This is a genomic window from Legionella pneumophila subsp. pascullei (genome assembly GCF_900637585.1).
Lineage (GTDB): Bacteria > Pseudomonadota > Gammaproteobacteria > Legionellales > Legionellaceae > Legionella > Legionella pascullei.
Map to the genome: position 1 here is coordinate 428,424 of NZ_LR134380.1, position 20,296 is coordinate 448,719.

The following is a 20,296-nucleotide window of genomic DNA, read 5'->3' on the forward strand; positions in this document are numbered from 1 at the left end:
TTGTCATATTTTATTTTTTCGTTCGTCTCTTAATCGTTTGAGCACCAAAAATAATCTATTAGTTTCGTCTTCCTTTGTGAAATGAATAACTATGTTTTTATCTTCAATACGAACTATTTCATAGCTAAGTTCCATAATAAAGTTATGGATTTGTAATTTAAGAATTCCCTCCTTGGCAATATCAATATTTTGCTTAAGTACTAAAGCACCATTGGAGGAAATTTCAACAATCTCAATCGGATTATTGCCTAAGCTGGCATTTATTTCGCCATGGTTTTTTAGCCGAAAGTATTTCCGTCTTTCATCCATTGTTTAACCATAAATTAAGTATGCTTTTTAATTTTAGGTCTATTATTCCTGGTAGGTCAATCTGATGAGCGAGATATCCAACTATGAAACAGGCACTGTTCCTGAAATTTTTACACACTACCTAATCCCAGACCAAGCGCAGATCTTTAAGTTTACATCAAGAACATCCTCCACTTCCTGTGCGAGGAATTGGAATAATATGATGATGTCCTTCGCGTGAGAGAGTTTGGTAGAGGGAATGTTACTAATGATTATGTCTTATATGCTATCGACTTGTTATAAATGCAACAATCCGGCTGTAGAAGGCAGCCGGAAAATTAATCAAGGTGAAACCATCGTTGCTGTCGATTGAGGAGCAGGTTTATTATTTGGATAAATAGCTGCCATGATGTTGTTGCTAAAAAATACGCCCAAGTTGCCTAATGTGCTTTTTAAGCTGGTAGCCAACTCATTAGCAGTATCCAGTATGGTTGCCGCCGGAGTTTGATTTGAAGAAACCGATTCACTCTTAAACGGATTTTGCTCAGGTAAAGAATGAGTAAACTCTTTGCTGATAGCGCTGAAATGAGTGGAGTCTTCATCGAATTCTTTAAGTAAAAATTCCGCTTCATTGCGGGCTCCTTTCATTAATAGCATTTCTAATAAACGAAAACGATTCGCGATTAAGAGTTGTTGATTTTTTAAAAGCCAGGCATCCAATGTTAAGTCGCTTTTGCTTTCTAATAACAGATTGTGGAATAAGCGATGAAGCTTTTGGCGGATTTTAAGCTCATTTTTGGGATTGTGCTGCAGTGAAAAGATATTCAATGCTTCGATTAATTCATTAAGTTTTTGTTGGGTGTAACCTGATTTTATATCATCGAGGATAATCGACAGATTTGTTTCAAGTTTTGTAGTGAAATATTTTCTTTGTTGAAGAGAGCTGGGTTCTTTTTTTTCGTTTTGCTTTATTGGAGTGTCAATTGTTGCAACAAAGGTAGGTGGGTTTGGGAAAAAAAAACCAGTCCAGCCATAATACCAACATCGTTTCACTCTTGTAATCAGTTGAGCAATAAATCCGGTACTTTCACCAAAACTTAACTCGAGTTTTGCCTCAGTTAAAGCTTGAGTGGCTATACTGATAATTTCCTTGTGCTTATTGGGATTTAATTTTTTTAGAGCTCCCTCGCATAATTCGATAATTCTGGTATAACTATCTTCGCTCCCTTGGGCTCCAAAATGCTGGATAGTTTTTTTGGCATCATAGACAAATAACGAGAAACTAATTTGCTCATCATGTAATTCAGGGTAGTTTAAAAAAGCTGTAAATATGGCATCTCTCACAGAAGCTGATATATCACTTAAAGACATGAGAACAATTAAATGGTATATCGAACGTCGATGCATTTCAGTGCATCCCTCTTGAACATAGTAAGCTAAATAATCATTAATGATCCTGGAAAGCAGTTGCTTGTCGCCTTTAAAATGCATTAAGAAATAATCTATCGATTTAACTGTTCTCTTGCCTTTTATTAATTTATTAACTAAAGGATGCTCAGGTATATCATTGGTGGGTGTAATTACAGAGATTTCGCTTAATTTGATGCCACAGAAGAGACTGCTTAAAAGACTTTTTTCTTTTGATTTAGTTGGAAATTTTGCGGCTAACTGGACTAGTTGTGTCATGCTGGTGATGTTTATGCGAGAATCATTATAAAACAAGCTTGAATCACCGGATTGTGCTGATGCTCGCAGGTAGTAATTGGTCAGATAAGCAATTTTATTATTGAGCTCTTTAAATTCTTCGAGATTATTTAAACAAATTAGGAGCTGCATCGCTTGAGGTGAGAATTGGTAATTACGGTTTAGTAATTTATAAACCAACAACTTGATGTAAGTGACATATGCGTCATGATGTTGGCCATAGAGATAGCGTTGAATAGCAGAAATTAGTCGTTTCTCTTCATTTTGGTTGATCAAAAGAGGATGAGTTGGATCAAACAGTTCGAGATGTTCAACCATATTCATAATGATGGATTCCTTTTTTGTAGGGTCCATTTTATTAAGTTCGTCTACAACATGAACATCTACCAAGTTCATTAAATGGGCTAAAATAAAATGTGCGTTTGGCTTTAATGAATAATGATGTAGCCAATAAGCAATCATGTCAGGCTTTGGATATTTAAGTAGTATTTTTTCAACTTGCTTTTCTGACAATTGATGAAAATGAGGGATAGAACAGAGCAGAGTAACGCATGCCTCAGGTTGGAGAAGTTCTATTTGCCCCACAGTCAAACAATTTAGGTTTAATTGATGAATTAAAGCATTAAGCCTAGGGGGAGCGTGAAATTCACTTTGACTTAAATGGGCTAGAAATGATTCGCCTTTTAAATTGTCCAAGTACTCCTTTTTGCTTAATAGACAGGTAATTAATAATGATTTAATCTGGCTGTCCTGTGCTAAAGCAATTAATTCCAGTATTTGCTGGTAGTTAAATTTATTAGCGTTTAACGCATAGATAAAATCGAGCTGACTTTCTTTGGTATTGTTGATGCTGGCTAAATAATCCTTATTTAAGATGGCTATTTTTAATAAATCAAAATTTAATAGTTCATTTCTTTTCATATGATTCTCCAGCCAGCTCCATGAGCTGAGTTTAATAATGTCAGGTAAGGTCGTTTGATCGGGTGCAACTATAAGACAATGATCACAAAGCCAATTGATTTGTGAGGTAGAGAAGTTTTCTTGTTGAATCAATATCTTTTTGAGAGTGTAGGGGAGCAACTTTTGCTCGGCAAGGTGTTTCAAAAGCAAAGATATCTCTGTGGAGGATTGAAGTTGATCAGGATTTAATTGACTGAGCCATTTTATAAATATTTCTGTTTTAATAAGTGGATCATCAAGTGATAAAAATGATTTGAGAGCTTGCTCCCAGGAAATAGTTTGATTTAGAGATGGTTTGTTTAAATCTGCGATTATTAATAAGCTGGTGAGAATGTCATTTTTTGAGATAGGTTTATCAAAATCAACCACTTGATCCTCCTTGACCGAAATGTCAAAACTACTCTATCAACCTTATTACCCATTTCGTTCATGTTAAGCCAGGGAATATAATATTCACAAATTCTCCCGATGTAATTTTTACAGGATTTACGCCCCCTCAATCTCTTCGTTAAAAACTGATTTTTAATTCAGTCAGTTAGTTTATCTAAACTCCCTCATTAAAAACATATTTTGCCTTGACCTTGGCGTTTTTCGTAAGTCCTGTTTTATACTTGTGGATTAATTCAGAATAACTGTTTGAAAAAAAAATTCAATACTTGTTTTAATTTTGTGAATTTTGTTATGAAAGTAATGTGGCTTCATACACAAAAGCAGCAGGTCCAGTTAATAGAATGGGAGCAGTGTGACAAGGCCATTGGATAAACAAATCCCCTCCTGGTAAATGAACGGTTATTTTATCTGACAGATTGTAAAACAAACGTCCTATTGCTGCAGCAGCAACGGCACCACTACCGCAAGCAATTGTTTCACCACAGCCTCTTTCGTAGACGCGTAAATTGATTTTTTCATGATTAATGATTTGCATAAATCCAACGTTGACTTGCTCTGGGAATTGTGGGTGAAGACTAATTTGTTGCCCCAAACTGCTTACAGGGGCTGTTTCTACATCTCTAACCAACAATACAGCATGAGGGTTACCAACACTTATTGCGTGAAGATTAACTGTATTGTTATTATTTAATTCAAGTGAATATTCTGGTGATTGTTCATCTGCAAGAAAAGGGATTTCATCTGGGGCTAGTTTAGGAACACCCATATTGACACTCACGCTGTTGTCCTCATTGATGATTAAATCCATGAGCGTGGTTTTAGTTGCTACTGTTAATTTATTTTTTGCTGTTAAACCATAATACTTGGCAAAAAGGGCTATGCATCGCGCTCCATTGCCGCATTGTCCTACCTCTTGTCCATTGGCGTTAAAGATTCGATAATTAAAATCAATCTCTTCGTTTTGACTGGGTTCAATTAGTAAACATTGGTCAAACCCAATACCGGTATGGCGATTGGCTAGTCTTTGTATATGCTCGGGAGTTAATTGTATAGATTGGCTGATCCCATCCAGTACAATAAAATCATTGCCTAAACCATGCATTTTAGTAAATTTTATTCCCATAGAATATCTCTAGTTATTAGCGGTTGCCTTCTTTTCTGGCTCAGGTAAATACAACGGTCCCTTTTGTCCACAAGCTGACAAACATAAAGAAGCCATAGTGACAACAATGAATAATAAAGCGAAATAAATGTGTCTCATCAAATACTATTATAGAGTTAAATTTTCATTATATGAGATTTGTTTTGAAACTCAATGATTCATTCTTTTTATTATTTTGCATGAGAATATTTTAAGCTTGGTTAAGATGGGCAGAGAGCTTACTCTGTATTTTGTGTCTGTTGTGAGGTAATTCTTAAGCATGGCGTGTTTGAAAAGAAAGCTCTCTATTATTGGATGCCTCGAGTATCTCTTCTAAAGAGTGTTGATTATCCATGAGCAATTGATGTAAAACAGCAAGTTCTTTTTTTGGTATTTTCTTTGTAGACTCAATGACGTAACTATTTTTTCCATCCCTATACCAGTACATGAAAGTCATATTTTTTGAAATGACGCCTTGACTAACACTTCCATATAAGCTGTTTGTATACGGGCTATTCAGATCAGGCCGGGGTGTATAGAAGCGATAATTCATTTGTTTTCTATTTTGGCTTTGCTGGATTTGCTCAATGAATCCGTAGTCAGAAGCCAGCTTTCTTGCTAAAAACAAAATATTCATACACCGGTCAATCTATAAAACAAACATAATGATAAAATTTTACACAAAAAAGATCAATAGTTATTATTATTTTCTTCATTCAATATGCTTACAATTTGTTCAATATATTTTTGAGTGCTAAACTTGCACTGCTCTATTGCATTGGCGATAATTTATGTTTTTTTGTGGAGAATTTGCTTTGAGCGTTTATATGAAGGAACCTTTAGAGAAGGCACAAGCTTGTGTTATATGGATGCATGGATTGGGAGCTGATGCCTCTGATATGATGGGTTTAGCTGATCAGCTAATGATAGAAGATGCGGTTTTAAGGCATGTGTTTCTTGATGCTCCTCGAAGACCAGTTACTCTGAATGGAGGAATGGTTATGCCTGCGTGGTATGATATTTATGGATTAGATTTGGTCGATGAGGAAGATAAGGCAGGAGTCGAAGAGTCTGAATCATTAATCCGCAAGGTGGTTGACGCTCAATATAATTTTGGTTTTAGGCCACATCAAATTTTTTTAGCTGGCTTTTCTCAAGGAGGGGCTATGGCGTTGCACACAGCTCTTCATATGACTGATCGATTAGGAGGGGTTATTGCATTATCCGCTTATTTGCCCTTGGTTAAGCATAATAAGCCGCAACTTGATAAGAATACCCCCATTTTTATGGGAACAGGACAATTTGATCCTTTAGTTCTGCCAAAATGGACACAACAAAGCAAGGATTGGCTCCTGGCTAAGGGGTATAATGAAGTCTCCTTTCATCAATACCCTATGGAACATTCAATATGTTTTGAAGAAATTAAAGATCTTAGCCTTTGGCTTAATAAGCAGGTTCAAGGAGTTTTACAATGACAATAGTAAAAAGGTCACGAACAGTACCCTATTCTTGTGAACAAATGTATGGACTGGTTAATGATGTTGAACATTATTCCGAGTTTTTACCTTATTGCGCAGAAAGTAAAATACTTCATCGTGACAATGATGAAGTCCAGGCAACCTTGGTGATAGCAGCTGCTGGAATGAGTAAGTCATTCACTACTCGTAATCGATTGCAAACTAATAAAATGATTGAAATTCGTCTGGTTGATGGCCCATTTAGTCATTTGGAAGGATTTTGGCGTTTTGATGAGGAAGGAAACGGGTGCAGAATTTCTTTTGATTTGGAGTTTGAGTTTGCAGGGAAAATATTTTCCATGCTTCTTGGTCCTATATTTGATCAGATAACCGATAAAATGGTTGACGCATTTTGCGAAAGAGCCGAGGTCATTTATGGTAAAGGTTGAATTAGTCTATATAGCGAATTCTGAAAATTGCTTGCATTACAAAATGGATTTAAAACAGGGTGCTACGGTTGAAGAGGCATTAATTGAATCAAATATTTATTCTACTTGTCCTGAAACGAAGGGATTACCTATAGGAGTTTACGGAAAGCAGGTTTCTATGGACCTGGTATTGAAAGAAGGAGACAGAATTGAGATTTATAGGCCATTAATACTCGACCCCAAAGAAAAGCGTCGTAAGTTAGCTCAATCAAAAAAATAGAGGAGCATTAGTTACACTTAACTCTCTCCTTATCTAATCACTTAGACAAGGAGAGAGACTAAATTACGGCTTATGTTCTATTCTTGTCAGAGAACCTCTGGAAAAATATAAAACAACATTACGAATTTCCATGTTACCTTTTCCTCGTCTCCAGGTGTACGCATAGTCCCAGCGATCATTATTAAATGTTGGGCTCATTAAACTGGTACCCATCAAGATTGCAACGTCATTTTTACTCATACCTATTTTTAATCGGGCAATTTTTGATTGAGGCAACAAATTACCTTGCTGAGTAATGCGTCTTGAGAAGTCATATGATGCACATTGGGTTAAGGTTAATGTTAAAATGAAACAAATAAAAAAGGTTATTATTCGCATTTTTTTGCCTACCATGAAAAATTTCGCCATAATAACATGTCATTTATTGAAAGGCACCTGTCATCGTGTGGAATTTGGTATTTGTCATTGTTGGACTAGACTAAGTTTTAAAGTCGTTAATGGTTTTTAAGCGCATGAAAATAACTTTAAGTGCTGATACTAATTATTAGTCTAATTTTGCAGAAATAATGATTAAAATTCGGAATTCATTACATTTAAGGAGCACAAGTGGAAGAAAGTCAACAGTTAAAAGACGCTGGATTAAAAATCACATTACCTCGTATCAAGGTATTACAAATATTGGAGCAATCAAGGGATCACCATTTGAGCGCAGAAGCAGTCTACAAGGCCTTGTTGGAATCGGGTGAGGATGTTGGTTTAGCTACTGTGTATAGAGTTCTTACCCAATTTGAAGCAGCGGGATTAGTATCGAGGCATAATTTTGAAGGTGGATATTCGGTATTTGAGTTGTCCCAGGGCGAGCATCATGACCATCTTGTTTGTGTTAAGTGTGGACGAGTAGAAGAATTTGTCGATGAAATAATAGAGCAAAGACAAAAAGCTATTGCAGAGCGTGCTCATTTTAAAATGACAGATCATGCGTTAAATATATATGGTATTTGCCCACAGTGTCTTTAACCCGAATATATTAATTGGATCAGTTTGTCGGTCATGGTTATTTGCTGCTGGTTAAGAGTAACTAAATAAAATAGGCTATACTTGCAATTATAATGAAGGTGCTTGGGGTTTGACTTAATTATGCATCAACAGAAGCGGTCTTCATTGGAACTTGAAGCCTTTTTGTCATTGTTGGAGGGATCTTTAAGAACTATCCCATTCAATATCCTGGCAGTGATAGTGCTTGCTTTGGATTTTATCTATACGAACGCAGCTCCAATCAAACTGGCTATAATCTGTTTTTTTCTCATTTTAATTTTAAGTGTGATTCGCTGGATAGCCAGCAAAATTATAATCAGTAAAGAGCGATACATTACAAAAGGAAAACAGTCTTTAATTGGTTTTTTACTACTCAGTTTTTTCATGGGGCTGGCCTGGAGTTTGAGCTACTTTATTTTTGTTCCTTATTTAAATAATACAAATGAGTTGATTTTTGTACTCATTCTGGGAGGTTTATCGACAGGTGCTATCGCTTCTTTATCAATTTATCTTCCAGCCTATTATGCTTATGTATTGCCAATGAATGTCCCAATTATTGCCTACAATTTGTATTTATTTCAGTATGATAAAACAATTCTTGCTGTCATGTATTCGCTTTTTTTGATCATAGTGTTAATAACAGCAAGATTAAATTCAAAATTGCTTTCCAAAGTGAGGATATTATCTATAACCGATTCATTGACCGGCTTATTTAACCGTCGTCATTTTGATATGATGTTCAACAATGAGTTAAGCAGAGCGAAACGTAATAGATATCCTATCAGCCTGGTTTTCATTGACATAGACAATTTCAAGTATATTAATGATACCTTCGGGCATTCTGCAGGCGACAGTTTTTTAATTCATGTGGCAAACATCCTGAAACAAACATTGCGGCGCTCCGGCGATAGCATGTTTCGAATTGGTGGAGATGAATATGCTGCTATTCTTATTAATATGCCACCCAATGAAGTGACAACTTTTTGTATTACTATTCAAAAGCGGTTTAACCAAAAAAATCACTATAAAAATGTGTCGTTAAGCATGGGAGTTATAAGTATTGACTCTTTGCATATCATTGATCAACAAAGTGCCATCACTGCTGCTGATAAAACACTTTATCAAGCAAAAAAAGCAGGTAAAAATCAGATTAAATCAAAATCGTTAGGCTAGTAAGAGCTAAGAGTCAATTAAAATTATTGGATTTGATTACAGCAAGTATGACATAAGAGAATACAATTTTATTTCTCTTGCGTCTCAGGGGCAGCTTCTGGACTAATTACTTTTAAATGAGTTATGGATAAGACAGGTCGTTATCTTGAATCGTTTGGGCTGAGGGAGCATTTATGCCGTCTCGAAGCCTTGTATGGAATTTAATGTTTCGTGCCAAGGCTTCGAGATGATACTTATGCATCTCCTCAGCTCAAACGGACCCTAGTATCAGCTGCTTCTTATATAATCCTTATCCATAACTCACGTTACTTTTATTCAAGATTGATAGAATAGGAGTAACTTCCAAAACCATCATAGGTGGTATTGATATAACGAAGACCATTGCAGGAAGCGCTGACGACAGGATGGTTCATAAATGGACCGTCATTAATATCAAGTACACACCAATTGGCATTGTCATAGGCTACGGTCACATGAGCATAGCCTGCTCGACAATCAAAACCATCTCTGATTACAAAACTGCGTGGGCCAACTATTTGTAATACGACATCTGAATCATTATAACCACTAACTACATAAATTCCAGGGTGAGTTTTATCACTCAAATGGAAAAAATCTTTGTATCCACAGAATGATTCATTGGCGTATGCATTCATCATTAAAAGGCTACTTGCTGCCAGTACCGTCCATTTTTTCATATGAAAAGACCTTCTTATTGTTATTCAGGAAATCGAATTATAGGGAATCAATGATTATTAAACAATCACCTTGTTCTTTTGTTTTTTGAAAAAACCTGTTCTACAAATTATTTCTGGGAAAGGCAGAAAATATTTCCTGTTGAAGAGATGATAAGTTACCTTGTTTCGATTTACCTAATCAGATACGCTGACAAGTCGATATTGATAATCTCCACAATATTTTGAATGAATAGAAACATTGAATTGTCAGGAGGAAAAAATGTATTCATTATTATTTCTAAAGAAGGACTTAGGACATTTGCCTGAAAAAGTTATTTTTCTTGATTTTGACGGCACTGTTGCTCTTCCTGCAAGGAAGGCAAATGGAGAATATGATATTCAGCCTGATGGGTCAATTGGCGCTTCCCACCTGGATAAGGAAAAATTTAGACGTTTAGTACAGTTTGCTATTCACGCTGATATTGCTTTGTACTTTTTGAGCGGACGTCCTGATCTTCAATCTTGTGTTGATTTAATGACTGATTTTATTGCAAGCGTCGATGGCTTTCATCCTGGTATTGGCGGATTTAAAAAGGACTCTCTGTTTTTTATCAGTAAAATGATAATGGAAGAGGGACAACTTGTTCGAAAGGAAATGACGACAAAGGCTCAGGTTATTCAATCAGTGCATCATGAAAAATACAGTTATTTACCTAATGAATCGATTTTACTGGTCGATGACATTCAAGAATACCGCGATCCTGTGCAGGAACTAGGCTACAACACTTTGTTGGCAAATCCAGAGAGTTTGGAGCATTTTGATGAAATAGAGAAATTTATTGGAGTCGCATTACAAGAAACTATCACATTCAATGCCTAGATATGTTTATGGTAGATTGAAAGATTAAGTCAAATATTTTTATACTGATGGCGCTAATGGATTTAACTCTAGTGTCCCATTGTTTTCAACAGAGGAAACTGACGTAAGCGCCCCGGACTCTGTAGACATGGCCGACTCATTGCCAGCAAATAATCCAAATCGCTTGGTCAGCTCATTGATTTTGGGCTGGGTTTTTACAGAGCTTTCCAAATTATTAAATAGTTTTCTTCTTTCCGGAGTGTACAGGCAAAGCGCTTCCAATAAGGATAAGAAGCATTGTTTTAAATAGGTAAAACTAAAATAACTTTCATGTTTGTAATCCATGATGATTCTTTCAAAATTAGGATTTTTAACATGGAAAGATATTTGGTCGACACGTTCTTTTGGCGTAAGAGTTCCATCTTCACTGATATCAACCAGTTTATTGATGAGCTCTGTTTTTTTCGCCAGCGTTTCTTCGCTTTCAAATGTCGAATTATTTTGCTCGATGGCTGCGGTGGAAAGACTAAAGTAGTTTTTAAATTGGGCTAAAGCGACTCTTACGGCATCAAGGTGATAATATTTCTCAAAATTATCTCTTTCAAAATTTTTAATTTTTTCCTTTAGCAAATTTTTTATAGTTAAATTAATATCTTCTGCGAATTTTGCGTTTTGAATAATACTTTCTTTGAAGGTTATTAAATATTCTCTAAGTTTTGTGCGATATTCCTTGTCAGTGTATTGTAAGCCTATATGACGGTTGCAGAAGGCATCTAATTGTTTATTAAATGATTCTGTAGTGTATTCTTCTATATAAAGGAGATCTTCTTGTTCCTGAGTCGATCTTAATTCTTTAAGATAGTTCAGTTTTTCCTTGGCAGTATTTGCCTTCATAAGATAGGTGGCTTTTAAGCCCTCGTAATGATGGTAACTTGCGATAATGAGAGGCTTAATGAGCTTTAATTTAGGTTCATACTCTTTCAGTTCTGAATTTAAAAGAGTGTCTAATTCATAATCCTTAGGATCTGGATCTGTATTCTCTGGTAATCGCTTTTGTAATTTTACCAATTTGTACAGAGCTTTTTTATAAGTTTCGATTAATTCATCATCAGTGGTTTTACCACCTTTTGTTTTAATAATTTCATATAACTTGATGATATGTTTATAGTTTTTTTCTATTTTATCCAAATGTTGTGTTGCATTTTCGAGTTTTTTATGAGTTGTTTTTATTCTTTGATCTATTGGTGTTTTATCACATATCATTCGAATATGGGCTTTGGAATGCAGAGCTAAAGGATGTAACAGGCCTTTATAATATTCATCCGTTATTGTTTTTAATGGCCCTGAGATAGTGCCTGGTGCCAAGCCTAGTTTATCTTCCCATGCATCAGCTTCCATCAGCATGGGGGTGAAAATCTTGGAGCGGAATTGATCCAGATTATTCATTACGGCGTCATGTGATGTGCTAATGAATTCATTCAGTTTATTCGTCATTTCTCTATAGAGAGAATACATGGCAGGCGTTTGTAAGAATAACTTGAAATAGGAGTTTGAACTTTTAATGATATTTTCTACAGTAACTGTTGCTTTCTTTGCCTTTAGGTGTAAGTCATTGAGCTCTTCTGTCGTGAGATAATTGGTATTTCTTAAACTTCTAATATGTTTGGGTGAAATATAAAAAGCATTGAGTGTATACCAAAGGGCATTGTATTTAATATCATGGTTATAAGGTACTTCTAATGGTGACACCTGATACGCATCACTGTGTTCTTGTATTGTTGCAATAAGCGTTTGCGCTTTTTCCAGTAACTCGCTTGCTATGAGTTTAAAATGAGGATCCACAGCGAGTTTTAGTGCTAATTTCTTAATTTTATTAATGTGATCATACGCTTGTATTAAATGAAAGACATAGACGCTTTCATAACTTCTGGTGTCCAGCTTTTCCAGTTCAACAACAATTTTTTCAACATGATAAAGACTGTTGAATATGCGTTTTATTGCGATAACCTGTGCGCTCTGGGCAAGCTCTTTATTTTTATCTTGCAATTCGGGGTAAGGGATTCCGTTGGGTTGTTGTTTTAATTGTGCTTTCATTGCATTATTAAATAATGAAATGATTTGATTTAACTCAGTTCTGAACTCATGTATGTATTTAGAGAAATTAGTATGTTTTATTAAATGATGGGCTCTACTTTCCAGTATTTCATCATGTTCAAGTTCGGTCGAGTCGTTTTCACTGGCAAATTTTTCCTGGGCCCATTTTAAATATTGATTACTTTTTTTACTCCATTGTAAATCAACTTCTGTAAAATAAATTTGAAAATGTTCATCCAGTTTTTCAAAGAGGTCAACTGCCGGAGCAGAATAGGCGGATGACTCATCAGAAAAGGAATGCACTAAAAATTTGTCAAAACTTATTGCAGAAGCTCTAAGTTCAGGGGGTATCCCGTCGATAAAATAGGGTTGAAATACATTGTATAAATTACGGCAGCGAGTCTTGGTCTCTTTATCAAGATTATTTAAATGAAGAATCCTTCCTTCTGTTTCAGCGATTGTTTTGGTTTGTTTTTTTAATAAAGTAATAAATTCATTATAAGCTTTACTGGCAACTCTGAATTTTTCACGTTTGTTTCTATACCATTGGTAGAGATCAAGAGCCTGTTCGGATGTTAAATCTTCGGGATTAATTAGTAAATTATGTCCTTTCTCCGACCTGAATTTTAGTTTCTCAGTAGTGCCATTGGCAGGGCTTAATGCTTTTGATTCATCAATCAGGAAGACGTTTGTTTTTTCACTATAAGGGAATAAAACCAGATTTGTTTGTTTATGGACAGATTCGATGAGGTCTCTATTCAACTCGATATGAAATTGCTGGGTTGCTTTCTTTTTGCTAATTAAAGTTTGTAATGCTTCCTGTTGTGCGAAAACAAAACGGGCATGATCAGCCGGGAGTGTGCCTCTTAACCAGCGCCACGGCTTTGTTAAATAAGAAGACCAGGATTCCGGGCTTTGCAGGCTATCGATCAACAAAATATTGAGATCAGGATCCACATCCATCATATAAGGACTGATTATTTTGTAATGGGTAATCAGTTGTTTTTTAATTTCAGTCGGTAATTGATGTATGGGCTGGTTGTTATAAGGGGGCTCATCCAATATTTTATAAAAGTTATCTAAGGCTTCTTGCGCTTTTTGAATTTTAAAAAGGGCTTTGTTCGCTTCATCAATTCGTTGATATGTTCTTTCCAGTCTTAAAGCAAGAAAACGGGAATCCTCAATACTTAGGAGCTCTTCTCCTTTTTCTTTGAAATTGACTGGTTTGGATGCGTAATAAATTAAAAGTTGGTATAGAGGTTTGATTTTTTCCATTAAAGGAATAGACAATGTGCCAGGCTTGAGCATGGCATTGTCTTCAATTTTATCTACTAACCCAAATAAAGTAGGTAACACAACATATTTTAATTGAGCCAAATTATCACGAATGACATCCTGGGATGAATGGCTGAAATGTCCCATTTGCTCAACAGAGCTCGTCGCCAATGTGATGATATTACGGATAATGTGAATGTATTTTAAAACTTTAAGGGATATGAAAAAGTCATTTCCTTTCAAATGTTCCAGGTCATTCAGTAATTTTAATGATGCGTTTTGCAACTCTTCCAGCTTTTCATTATTTAGGGTAGGCTCTTTTTCTTTGATTTGTGAAGAGTATTGCTGAATGTATTGAGTTAATTTCTCTATATAACCGGGTAATACGGCACTGAATTGAGTGAGGAATTGGTAATCCCAATCTCCTGTTCTCGGTTGCATTTGTTCTAAGGCAATTCCGGTAACTTCCCCTGCTTTATAACTTATAGGAAAATCCTTCAACGATTCTGCTAATTGCTTGGCGCACTCTTGGTGTTCCCCAGCAAAGGCTTGTAATTGTCCAATGACAGGAATAATCAGATCAATCTCTTCCTTGAACATTTCCTGCAAATCAACATCCAGGTTAGTGATTAGATAACCGGCTTGATACGCTTGGTGAATCGTATTGCTATAAAGTAATTTGAGATCAGGGAGAGTTCGTTTGATGTTCCGTATATCAATATTCTCTAAATCCAGGAAAGCTAAACGGGCATGGTAAAGGGCGTTAATCAGTTTCTTGATTTGCGAAATATTTTCAGGGTCAAGATCAAAATCGGTGAATGGAACCCCTTCTTTATTCATTTTTTCCAGGTAGGGGGCCAGCCTTAGATTGAAATGTCCACTTTTTAAAGTCGCAAGAATTTTTGCATTAATTTTTTCAATTAATTTAGAGAATTGGTTTTGCTTAAAGGATTCTAAAAGCTTGATCTTTTCTGAAATCATTTCAATATTAAAAAAATTAACTTGTGATATTATAAAGAAAAATACTTAAGCAAATATTAACACATGATCAGTGCTTGTAAAAACTCAATCTTTTTTGTAAAAAAATTTTTTAATTCAGCCACTTAGTCTGTTTAAATTGCAGATTGAAAAAATATTGTTGCTTACATCTCTGATTTTTGATAAGCCTTAATCGTGTTTGATACGCTCAATGATACTGTATTTTTGACTGCCTCCAGGCTGTGATTGTTAAAGACAAGTTTTTGATTGACTTCCAGTTCAATGCCTACGTATTCATGATGACTGTATTTTTTACGCAAGGATGTAGTAAACCCGTCACTGGTTCCTTTATAAGGATAATTCATACGTACCTTTAACTGGGGGTGGAGCATGTTGATTTCTTTTTGCCATTGCTTGGCCAGGATTTTTTCTGAATTACTCTGTGGGTCATATAGAAGGCCAATGTCTGTAGAGCGAATAATGTTGTTCATTACCGGCGTAAAACTGTGTGTGGATAGATGCCAAACTTGCAGTCCTTGACTAATCAGTTGGTGAATATGATTCATGACTTGGTTTCGAAATGGAAAATAGAATTGATCCAGTATTTTTTTCTTTTCATCTGAGGGTAGATTTTTTGTAATCTCTGAAAAGCAATGGGGATGATTAATACTCCTGTTGCAATCAACCAATAACCTGGTACAGGTGGCCTGAAACAAACTGCAATGGTTTTTTTTATGAATCGACTGTGCGATTTCAAGCGCCCCAAAATCGATTCCTCTGTGAGAATCTAATAATTCTTTATGGCGTTCAAACAGCGTTTGATAGTCGTAGGGAACCGTATTGACAGCGTGTTCACAACTGATTAGAAGGGCTATATTTTTCATTATATCAAGGGGTAAATTGTTCATTGTTAAGCAAACAATGAGTTAATTGTTTATACACTTGTTTTAAAGAATCATGATTGAGATTGGAACTACAAGCCTTGAGTATTCTTTCACTCAAATTTCCCTGTTTTAAAATAAGTTCCAGGGCCAGTTGCTGTTTCCTGTCCAGTTTATGACTAATTCTTTCAATCAATAGTGACCATATGGTATTGACGGACATTTCTTGGCGAGGTAATTGCCATTGTTCCAGTAATTGTTTGTTATCGATATGACAATTTAATCCATTCTTTATTGTTTGATCAAAAACGTACTTTAAACTCTTGGTATCGCATGGATTATCAAGATAAAAACTTGAAGTGCTGTGCCAGTATTTTAAAATGGCATTAATTGCTTTTGCTATGGCAATGTCTGCTTCTACACATTCTTGACTGTCAAGAATCCGAATTTCTATAGCCTTCATGTCAAACTTGGGAATTGCAGCACGAGAATTTAACCATTGATATTGTAATATTCCTTCGGGGTCATAAGGGCTAATATCCCGATACATGGGTTCGAGAATTTGTTCATGGTATTCCCTTTCTGTTCTAATAAACTCGGGAATAATGTCGCCACTGATAGACGGAATCCGTTGCTGATTTCGGCTATAGAAGTACAACCTGGAATCCAGTAATCCTGTAGCCTGGCCATCAAGGAATGGAGTACTTGCCGCAATCGCAGGTAATAATGGTAAAATCAAACGTGTGACGTTATGCAATTGACCAAATTCTTCTTCATTGGAATAAGGCAGGTTGACATGCATACTTTGCAGGTTTGCCCAGCCATGCCCTTGGCAGTTGAAAATCGAATCGAATTGATTATAGATATCATGGTTACCATGAGGCCAGCGAATTGTTTCGGTATTTGGATCCATCCAGGGATGAGCGCCAGTAGGTAATAGCAATAAATTATGTTGAGCAAGAAGGGGCTGAAGATCTTTAATGGTTTTCTGGAAATGTTCGGCTACTGGAGCATGTGGTGGTTTGGGGCCATTATTTTTTAATTCAAGTACATGCAATACCAATTCATTGCTTATCGCGATGTCGCCTAATTCTATTTCATTAACCTGATGGCCTGCCAAAGCACTCAGGATAACATCGCTTTTCGGTTGGACATTCAAACTCTCTTTATCCACTAACATGTATTCTATTTCTATCCCCAAGACAGAAAAAATAGGAAAATCAGACATAACCATGTTTCCTGCGAATTCGTTGTAAAAAGACACTCATAATCTGTTCATACAGGTTTTGGCCGAGTATTTTATCTTCAAGGCCATGATCAATATTGGGATTGTCATTCACCTCGATGACGTAATACTTATTACCATGACTTTTGATATCCACACCATATAACCCGTCACCAATCAAGCGCGTACTTTTTAGAGCTATTTTTATAATAGGTTCTGGTACTTCATGAAGAGGGAGTGTTTCACTATCCCCTTCTTTATTTTCTTCTTGACAATGCCAATCATAGATTTGCCAGTGGCCTTTTGCCATAAAGTATCGGCAAGCAAAAAGTGCTTTATTATCAAGGACACCGATGCGCCAATCAAATTCAGTCGGTATAAAAGGCTGAACAACCACCAAATCAGAATTCTTAAAAAATTGGTTTAGAGATTTCTGTAAAGATTTTTCATCGTCTATTTTAACGACCCCATGAGAAAAGGCGCTGTCTGGCTTTTTTAAAACGCAGGGGAATTCAATCTTGGGTAATTTCTTGTCATATTTGCTGATAAATAAGGTTTCTGGCGTCATGATTTGATGGCTGCTTAAGAGTTCTGCAAGATAAACTTTATTCGAGCATTTAATAATGGATTGTGGATCATCAATAACGACCAAATTCTCCTGGGCTGCGCGTCGTGACACGCGATAAGTATAATGATTCACTGAAGTGGTCGCTCTAATAAAAAGGGCGTCGTATTCAGCGATCGCTTTTGCTTCATTTTTATCTATGATGTCAACGTTTAATCCCAATTCCTCGCCACAAGAAACAAACAGTTCAAGGGCTTTTTTATTGGAGGGTGCATTGGGCTCTGAGGGGTCGACAAGAATGGCCAAGTCATGAAATCGTTGTTTTTTACGCCACTGATGAACCCGTTTTTTTGATAAGTAATTGTCCGCTGATTGACGCATAAACTCGAGATGATGCTCTGGTACATCCGACAAAGATAATGGAACGACTGTCTTAATCCGCCATTGTTTTTTCTTTTCCAAATAAAAACGAATGAGTGGTAAAGGAAAAAGACCATGGAGTTGTTTTGCCAATGTCGCATATCGTTTTGCCAGATTTTGACCAAAATAGAGGCTTAAAACAAATTCATTTCCTTTGATATCATGCAGACTGTGTTGTATTTCTTCGTGAGTATCCTGAGAAATCAATTTGGATAAACTGACATTTAAAACATCCTGAATGCTATGTACAGAGGGTAATGCTTTGTGATCACGGGCTTGAGCAAGTAAAGATACATAATAGCCAATCGATTGATAATTATAAGACTGGCATAAGTTAATGACTCGAAATGATTTATTTTGATGATACTCATCGCCACTAAGATATTCCAAGGCATGTACTATCGGGGCAAGCTCACTTAAAAAAGACCAGCTATCCAGATCATCAGTAACAATAACTGTTTGCATTTATCACTCTTTAGGTTCAATTATGAGTAGATTCGCATCATAAGTTAGTACACCAAGCATTATAGAGTTAATCAAGCGATTGATGCTTACTTTATAATAATTGTTATGAGACAGTGGGTTTTCTGCATGAGGGTCAGCAACAATTACAAGGCGTTTTTTTACGTCATAACCGCACAGTACAACAAAATGCCCACAAGGCTCACCACGAATATCATCGTAAACTGATTTGCCTTCCGGAGTAAAGTATTCTCTTGCACTGCGATAGAGGTAAGTAGCACTTAAGCCAGTTAAAATGGGGATTTTCTTATTAAAATAATTTTTTAACAAGTCCACGTTCAGTGATTTGGAGCGAATTGTTCCTCCCAGTTTTAAGTAGTCTAAATAGGCCAGAGAAGCTTTGGTGATATAAGGGTCATTTTTGTATTTCATCTGGGCTTCAAGTTTATCCATTAAAAAGGAATTATTGACCTCACCATTATGAAACCAGGTCAGGTCAAATATATTCAGGTTATAGATGTAAACAGTTGTTCTAAATCCATGAAGCAAGGCATGTTTTCCCAACATGGGTGTTAAGGTCCCACCTGAAAGCGATTTATCCACTCCTTGAATGATTTCGTTTAATGGCAAATCTAAACCGTAATATAAATAAATGGCGTGTAAGCTAGTTGGTCCGCAAGTTTCATCATCAGGTTGGGTTTGTATTATCAGGTCAATCATAGGCAAGTCCTTGCGGTAAAAATAGTGCCTTCATGATTTAAAATTAGACATGGGCAGCTTCTTTGTCAAATGGTCTAATCAATTCAATAATAAGTCATTTTAGGAACCTGATCATGGTGTGATGTTTAAGGAAATGAAGTTGAAAAAATAATAATCATTTGCAGAGTTAATATTTAATATAAGAATTGAAGCCTGTTATTTTAAAACTTTTACAGAGAGTTCAAGGATAAAATCAGCAATCTCTTCTGGATGGCTCAAATAATTGATATAGGCCTTGATATGAATTGGTTGATTAATGCGTTCACCGGATTTTTTTGATTCTTCTATCATTTTTTTAACTACTACTCCTTCTGTGCATATAAAATAAACATCGGATTCAGGTCTACGCAGAAATTGCGCTTGAAAGGATTTAAATGCCAGGGATACTTTGCATTTTGCTTGTTTGGCATGATAAAAACCATGTAATCCCCCAGCTATATCTGCACCAACTGCCAAGGCACCAAAATACATGGAATGCAGATGATTGCGGCTGCGTCTTGTCAATGGCAGTCGCACAACAATTTCATTATCGGTAAGCTGAATTAACTTAGGCTTTAAATAACCAATCAAGGCTACTTTAAAGTGGCTAAAAAACCATAAAAAGAATTTAAATTGGGTTAATGGACTCATGTATTTTCCTGAATTTCCAAATGGGTAACGATTTTTTTGACGCCATGTATCTCATTAACTCGTTTAATGATGGCTGCAATGGAGTGTGCACTTTTTACATGCCCAGACAAGGTAACCTCGCCATTGGTTGTGCTGGCATTAATTCCAACCAATGGTATTGATTCATCATCCAGAACTTTGGCTTTTAGAACGGCTGTTTCAACTTCTGCTGTGATGAAGGCATCCGTGAAAGCGGTGTTAACTTTCTTTATGTGGAGATCGTTGGCATGAACTTCTTTGACTCCTTTTGTATTTTTGGCAATTCGCAGGGCATCGATGAAAGCCTGTTTGTCAGGAGCATAGCCACTTAAGGTAACGACCCCATTTTCTGTATCGATTGAGATTTTTAAAGGATTCAAGTGCCTGCTTTCGGCAAACTTTGCGGTAATTTTGGCAGTAATCACTGAATCACTTACTTCTTGTTCTATTTCCCGTAGATTGCTGGCATAAAATGTACTTGTAACAAAAATTAATGCAGTAGCCAAAATAAAATGCATACACTTAGGCATAGTTGTGTCCTCCAGTTGTTGCTTTTATCAGGACTTACGAAAAACCCCAATCTCTTTGTTAAAAAAT

The 20,296-nt window shown here is 36.1% G+C and carries 20 protein-coding genes; 6 read left to right on the forward strand and 14 right to left on the reverse strand.

Features of this window, described 5'->3' with window-relative positions; genetic code table 11:
• Positions 1-3: 3 nt before the first annotated feature.
• From EL201_RS01930 to EL201_RS01950, 5 genes are all read right to left on the reverse strand, one after another.
• Positions 4-309 carry a PilZ domain-containing protein gene (locus tag EL201_RS01930; RefSeq protein ID WP_027223444.1) on the reverse strand — a complete coding sequence of 102 codons (306 nt, stop codon included), beginning with the start codon at positions 307-309 and terminating at the stop codon, positions 4-6.
• Between the two features lie 321 nt (positions 310-630).
• A complete protein-coding gene (locus tag EL201_RS01935) occupies positions 631-3,321 on the reverse strand; it encodes a hypothetical protein (RefSeq protein WP_027223445.1) in 2,691 nt (896 codons plus the stop codon).
• Positions 3,322-3,631: 310 nt separating this feature from the next.
• Positions 3,632-4,465: a diaminopimelate epimerase gene (gene dapF / locus EL201_RS01940; protein ID WP_027223446.1), complete on the reverse strand. Its 834-nt coding sequence runs from the start codon at positions 4,463-4,465 to the stop codon at positions 3,632-3,634.
• Positions 4,466-4,474: 9 nt separating this feature from the next.
• On the reverse strand, positions 4,475-4,603 hold the full coding sequence (gene lptM / locus EL201_RS01945; protein WP_080273277.1) for an LPS translocon maturation chaperone LptM: 129 nt from the start codon (positions 4,601-4,603) through the stop codon (positions 4,475-4,477).
• A 154-nt stretch (positions 4,604-4,757) separates the two neighbouring features.
• The gene (locus EL201_RS01950) at positions 4,758-5,120 is read right to left on the reverse strand and encodes a hypothetical protein (protein ID WP_027223447.1); all 363 of its coding nucleotides are present in this window, start codon (positions 5,118-5,120) and stop codon (positions 4,758-4,760) included.
• Between the two features lie 190 nt (positions 5,121-5,310).
• Here EL201_RS01950 and EL201_RS01955 point away from each other — a divergent pair, with 190 nt between their 5' ends.
• From EL201_RS01955 to EL201_RS01965, 3 genes are read left to right on the forward strand one after another with little or no spacing between them, the layout of a single operon-like run.
• Positions 5,311-5,958, forward strand: coding sequence for an alpha/beta hydrolase (locus EL201_RS01955; RefSeq protein ID WP_027223448.1), 648 nt, complete (start codon positions 5,311-5,313; stop codon positions 5,956-5,958).
• Complete coding sequence (locus tag EL201_RS01960; RefSeq protein ID WP_027223449.1) at positions 5,955-6,389, forward strand: type II toxin-antitoxin system RatA family toxin; 435 nt, start codon at positions 5,955-5,957, stop codon at positions 6,387-6,389. Before EL201_RS01955 ends, EL201_RS01960 begins: the two co-directional genes overlap by 4 nt.
• On the forward strand, positions 6,376-6,648 hold the full coding sequence (locus EL201_RS01965) for an RnfH family protein (RefSeq protein WP_027223450.1): 273 nt from the start codon (positions 6,376-6,378) through the stop codon (positions 6,646-6,648). Before EL201_RS01960 ends, EL201_RS01965 begins: the two co-directional genes overlap by 14 nt.
• 63 nt (positions 6,649-6,711) lie before the next feature.
• Here the strand turns inward: EL201_RS01965 and EL201_RS01970 are convergent, their stop codons facing one another.
• Entirely contained in the window at positions 6,712-7,056 is a 345-nt protein-coding gene (locus EL201_RS01970; protein WP_027223451.1) for an outer membrane protein assembly factor BamE, read from the reverse strand.
• A gap of 198 nt (positions 7,057-7,254) precedes the next feature.
• On the opposite strand from EL201_RS01970, the gene fur reads away from it, so the two are divergent.
• Both fur and EL201_RS15620 read left to right on the forward strand, forming a co-directional pair.
• Positions 7,255-7,665 (forward strand): ferric iron uptake transcriptional regulator, encoded by a 411-nt coding sequence (gene fur, locus EL201_RS01975; protein ID WP_027223452.1) that lies wholly within the window; start codon positions 7,255-7,257, stop codon positions 7,663-7,665.
• 120 nt (positions 7,666-7,785) lie between these two features.
• Positions 7,786-8,856 carry a GGDEF domain-containing protein gene (locus EL201_RS15620; protein ID WP_027223453.1) on the forward strand — a complete coding sequence of 357 codons (1,071 nt, stop codon included), beginning with the start codon at positions 7,786-7,788 and terminating at the stop codon, positions 8,854-8,856.
• A gap of 311 nt (positions 8,857-9,167) precedes the next feature.
• Here the strand turns inward: EL201_RS15620 and EL201_RS01990 are convergent, their stop codons facing one another.
• Entirely contained in the window at positions 9,168-9,554 is a 387-nt protein-coding gene (locus tag EL201_RS01990; RefSeq protein WP_027223454.1) for a hypothetical protein, read from the reverse strand.
• Positions 9,555-9,813: 259 nt separating this feature from the next.
• Between EL201_RS01990 and EL201_RS01995 the strand changes: the two genes are divergently transcribed.
• Complete coding sequence (locus tag EL201_RS01995; RefSeq protein WP_027223455.1) at positions 9,814-10,413, forward strand: hypothetical protein; 600 nt, start codon at positions 9,814-9,816, stop codon at positions 10,411-10,413.
• A 39-nt stretch (positions 10,414-10,452) separates the two neighbouring features.
• Here EL201_RS01995 and sdhA read toward each other — a convergent pair whose 3' ends face one another.
• The 7 genes from sdhA to EL201_RS02030 form a co-directional block, all read right to left on the reverse strand.
• Positions 10,453-14,742, reverse strand: a complete 4,290-nt coding sequence (gene sdhA, locus EL201_RS02000; protein ID WP_027223456.1) for a Dot/Icm T4SS effector SdhA — start codon at positions 14,740-14,742, stop codon at positions 10,453-10,455.
• A gap of 161 nt (positions 14,743-14,903) precedes the next feature.
• Entirely contained in the window at positions 14,904-15,647 is a 744-nt protein-coding gene (locus EL201_RS02005) for an N-formylglutamate amidohydrolase (protein ID WP_032829032.1), read from the reverse strand.
• Positions 15,628-16,848: a carboxylate-amine ligase gene (locus EL201_RS02010; RefSeq protein ID WP_027223458.1), complete on the reverse strand. Its 1,221-nt coding sequence runs from the start codon at positions 16,846-16,848 to the stop codon at positions 15,628-15,630. The genes EL201_RS02005 and EL201_RS02010 overlap by 20 nt, the downstream gene beginning before the upstream one ends.
• Positions 16,841-18,295 (reverse strand): RimK family ATP-grasp domain-containing protein, encoded by a 1,455-nt coding sequence (locus EL201_RS02015; RefSeq protein WP_027223459.1) that lies wholly within the window; start codon positions 18,293-18,295, stop codon positions 16,841-16,843. Before EL201_RS02015 ends, EL201_RS02010 begins: the two co-directional genes overlap by 8 nt.
• Positions 18,296-18,298: 3 nt before the next feature.
• Positions 18,299-19,012, reverse strand: coding sequence for a C39 family peptidase (locus tag EL201_RS02020; RefSeq protein ID WP_011213037.1), 714 nt, complete (start codon positions 19,010-19,012; stop codon positions 18,299-18,301).
• Positions 19,013-19,207: 195 nt separating this feature from the next.
• Positions 19,208-19,681 carry a hotdog family protein gene (locus tag EL201_RS02025; protein ID WP_027223460.1) on the reverse strand — a complete coding sequence of 158 codons (474 nt, stop codon included), beginning with the start codon at positions 19,679-19,681 and terminating at the stop codon, positions 19,208-19,210.
• Positions 19,678-20,229: a BON domain-containing protein gene (locus tag EL201_RS02030; RefSeq protein WP_027223461.1), complete on the reverse strand. Its 552-nt coding sequence runs from the start codon at positions 20,227-20,229 to the stop codon at positions 19,678-19,680. The genes EL201_RS02025 and EL201_RS02030 overlap by 4 nt, the downstream gene beginning before the upstream one ends.
• Between the last annotated feature and the right edge of the window lie 67 nt (positions 20,230-20,296).

Bases quoted from the DNA above. Each gene is read 5' to 3' on its own strand.
- EL201_RS01930 (WP_027223444.1), bottom strand. From the start codon at position 309: ATGGATGAAAGACGGAAATACTTTCGGCTAAAAAACCATGGCGAAATA.
- dapF (WP_027223446.1), bottom strand. From the start codon at position 4,465: ATGGGAATAAAATTTACTAAAATGCATGGTTTAGGCAATGATTTTATT.
- lptM (WP_080273277.1), bottom strand. From the start codon at position 4,603: ATGAGACACATTTATTTCGCTTTATTATTCATTGTTGTCACTATGGCT.
- EL201_RS01950 (WP_027223447.1), bottom strand. From the start codon at position 5,120: ATGAATATTTTGTTTTTAGCAAGAAAGCTGGCTTCTGACTACGGATTC.
- EL201_RS01955 (WP_027223448.1), top strand. From the start codon at position 5,311: ATGAAGGAACCTTTAGAGAAGGCACAAGCTTGTGTTATATGGATGCAT.
- EL201_RS01960 (WP_027223449.1), top strand. From the start codon at position 5,955: ATGACAATAGTAAAAAGGTCACGAACAGTACCCTATTCTTGTGAACAA.
- EL201_RS01965 (WP_027223450.1), top strand. From the start codon at position 6,376: ATGGTAAAGGTTGAATTAGTCTATATAGCGAATTCTGAAAATTGCTTG.
- EL201_RS01970 (WP_027223451.1), bottom strand. From the start codon at position 7,056: ATGGCGAAATTTTTCATGGTAGGCAAAAAAATGCGAATAATAACCTTT.
- EL201_RS15620 (WP_027223453.1), top strand. From the start codon at position 7,786: ATGCATCAACAGAAGCGGTCTTCATTGGAACTTGAAGCCTTTTTGTCA.
- EL201_RS01990 (WP_027223454.1), bottom strand. From the start codon at position 9,554: ATGAAAAAATGGACGGTACTGGCAGCAAGTAGCCTTTTAATGATGAAT.
- EL201_RS01995 (WP_027223455.1), top strand. From the start codon at position 9,814: ATGTATTCATTATTATTTCTAAAGAAGGACTTAGGACATTTGCCTGAA.
- sdhA (WP_027223456.1), bottom strand. From the start codon at position 14,742: ATGATTTCAGAAAAGATCAAGCTTTTAGAATCCTTTAAGCAAAACCAA.
- EL201_RS02005 (WP_032829032.1), bottom strand. From the start codon at position 15,647: ATGAACAATTTACCCCTTGATATAATGAAAAATATAGCCCTTCTAATC.
- EL201_RS02010 (WP_027223458.1), bottom strand. From the start codon at position 16,848: ATGTCTGATTTTCCTATTTTTTCTGTCTTGGGGATAGAAATAGAATAC.
- EL201_RS02015 (WP_027223459.1), bottom strand. From the start codon at position 18,295: ATGCAAACAGTTATTGTTACTGATGATCTGGATAGCTGGTCTTTTTTA.
- EL201_RS02020 (WP_011213037.1), bottom strand. From the start codon at position 19,012: ATGATTGACCTGATAATACAAACCCAACCTGATGATGAAACTTGCGGA.
- EL201_RS02025 (WP_027223460.1), bottom strand. From the start codon at position 19,681: ATGAGTCCATTAACCCAATTTAAATTCTTTTTATGGTTTTTTAGCCAC.
- EL201_RS02030 (WP_027223461.1), bottom strand. From the start codon at position 20,229: ATGCCTAAGTGTATGCATTTTATTTTGGCTACTGCATTAATTTTTGTT.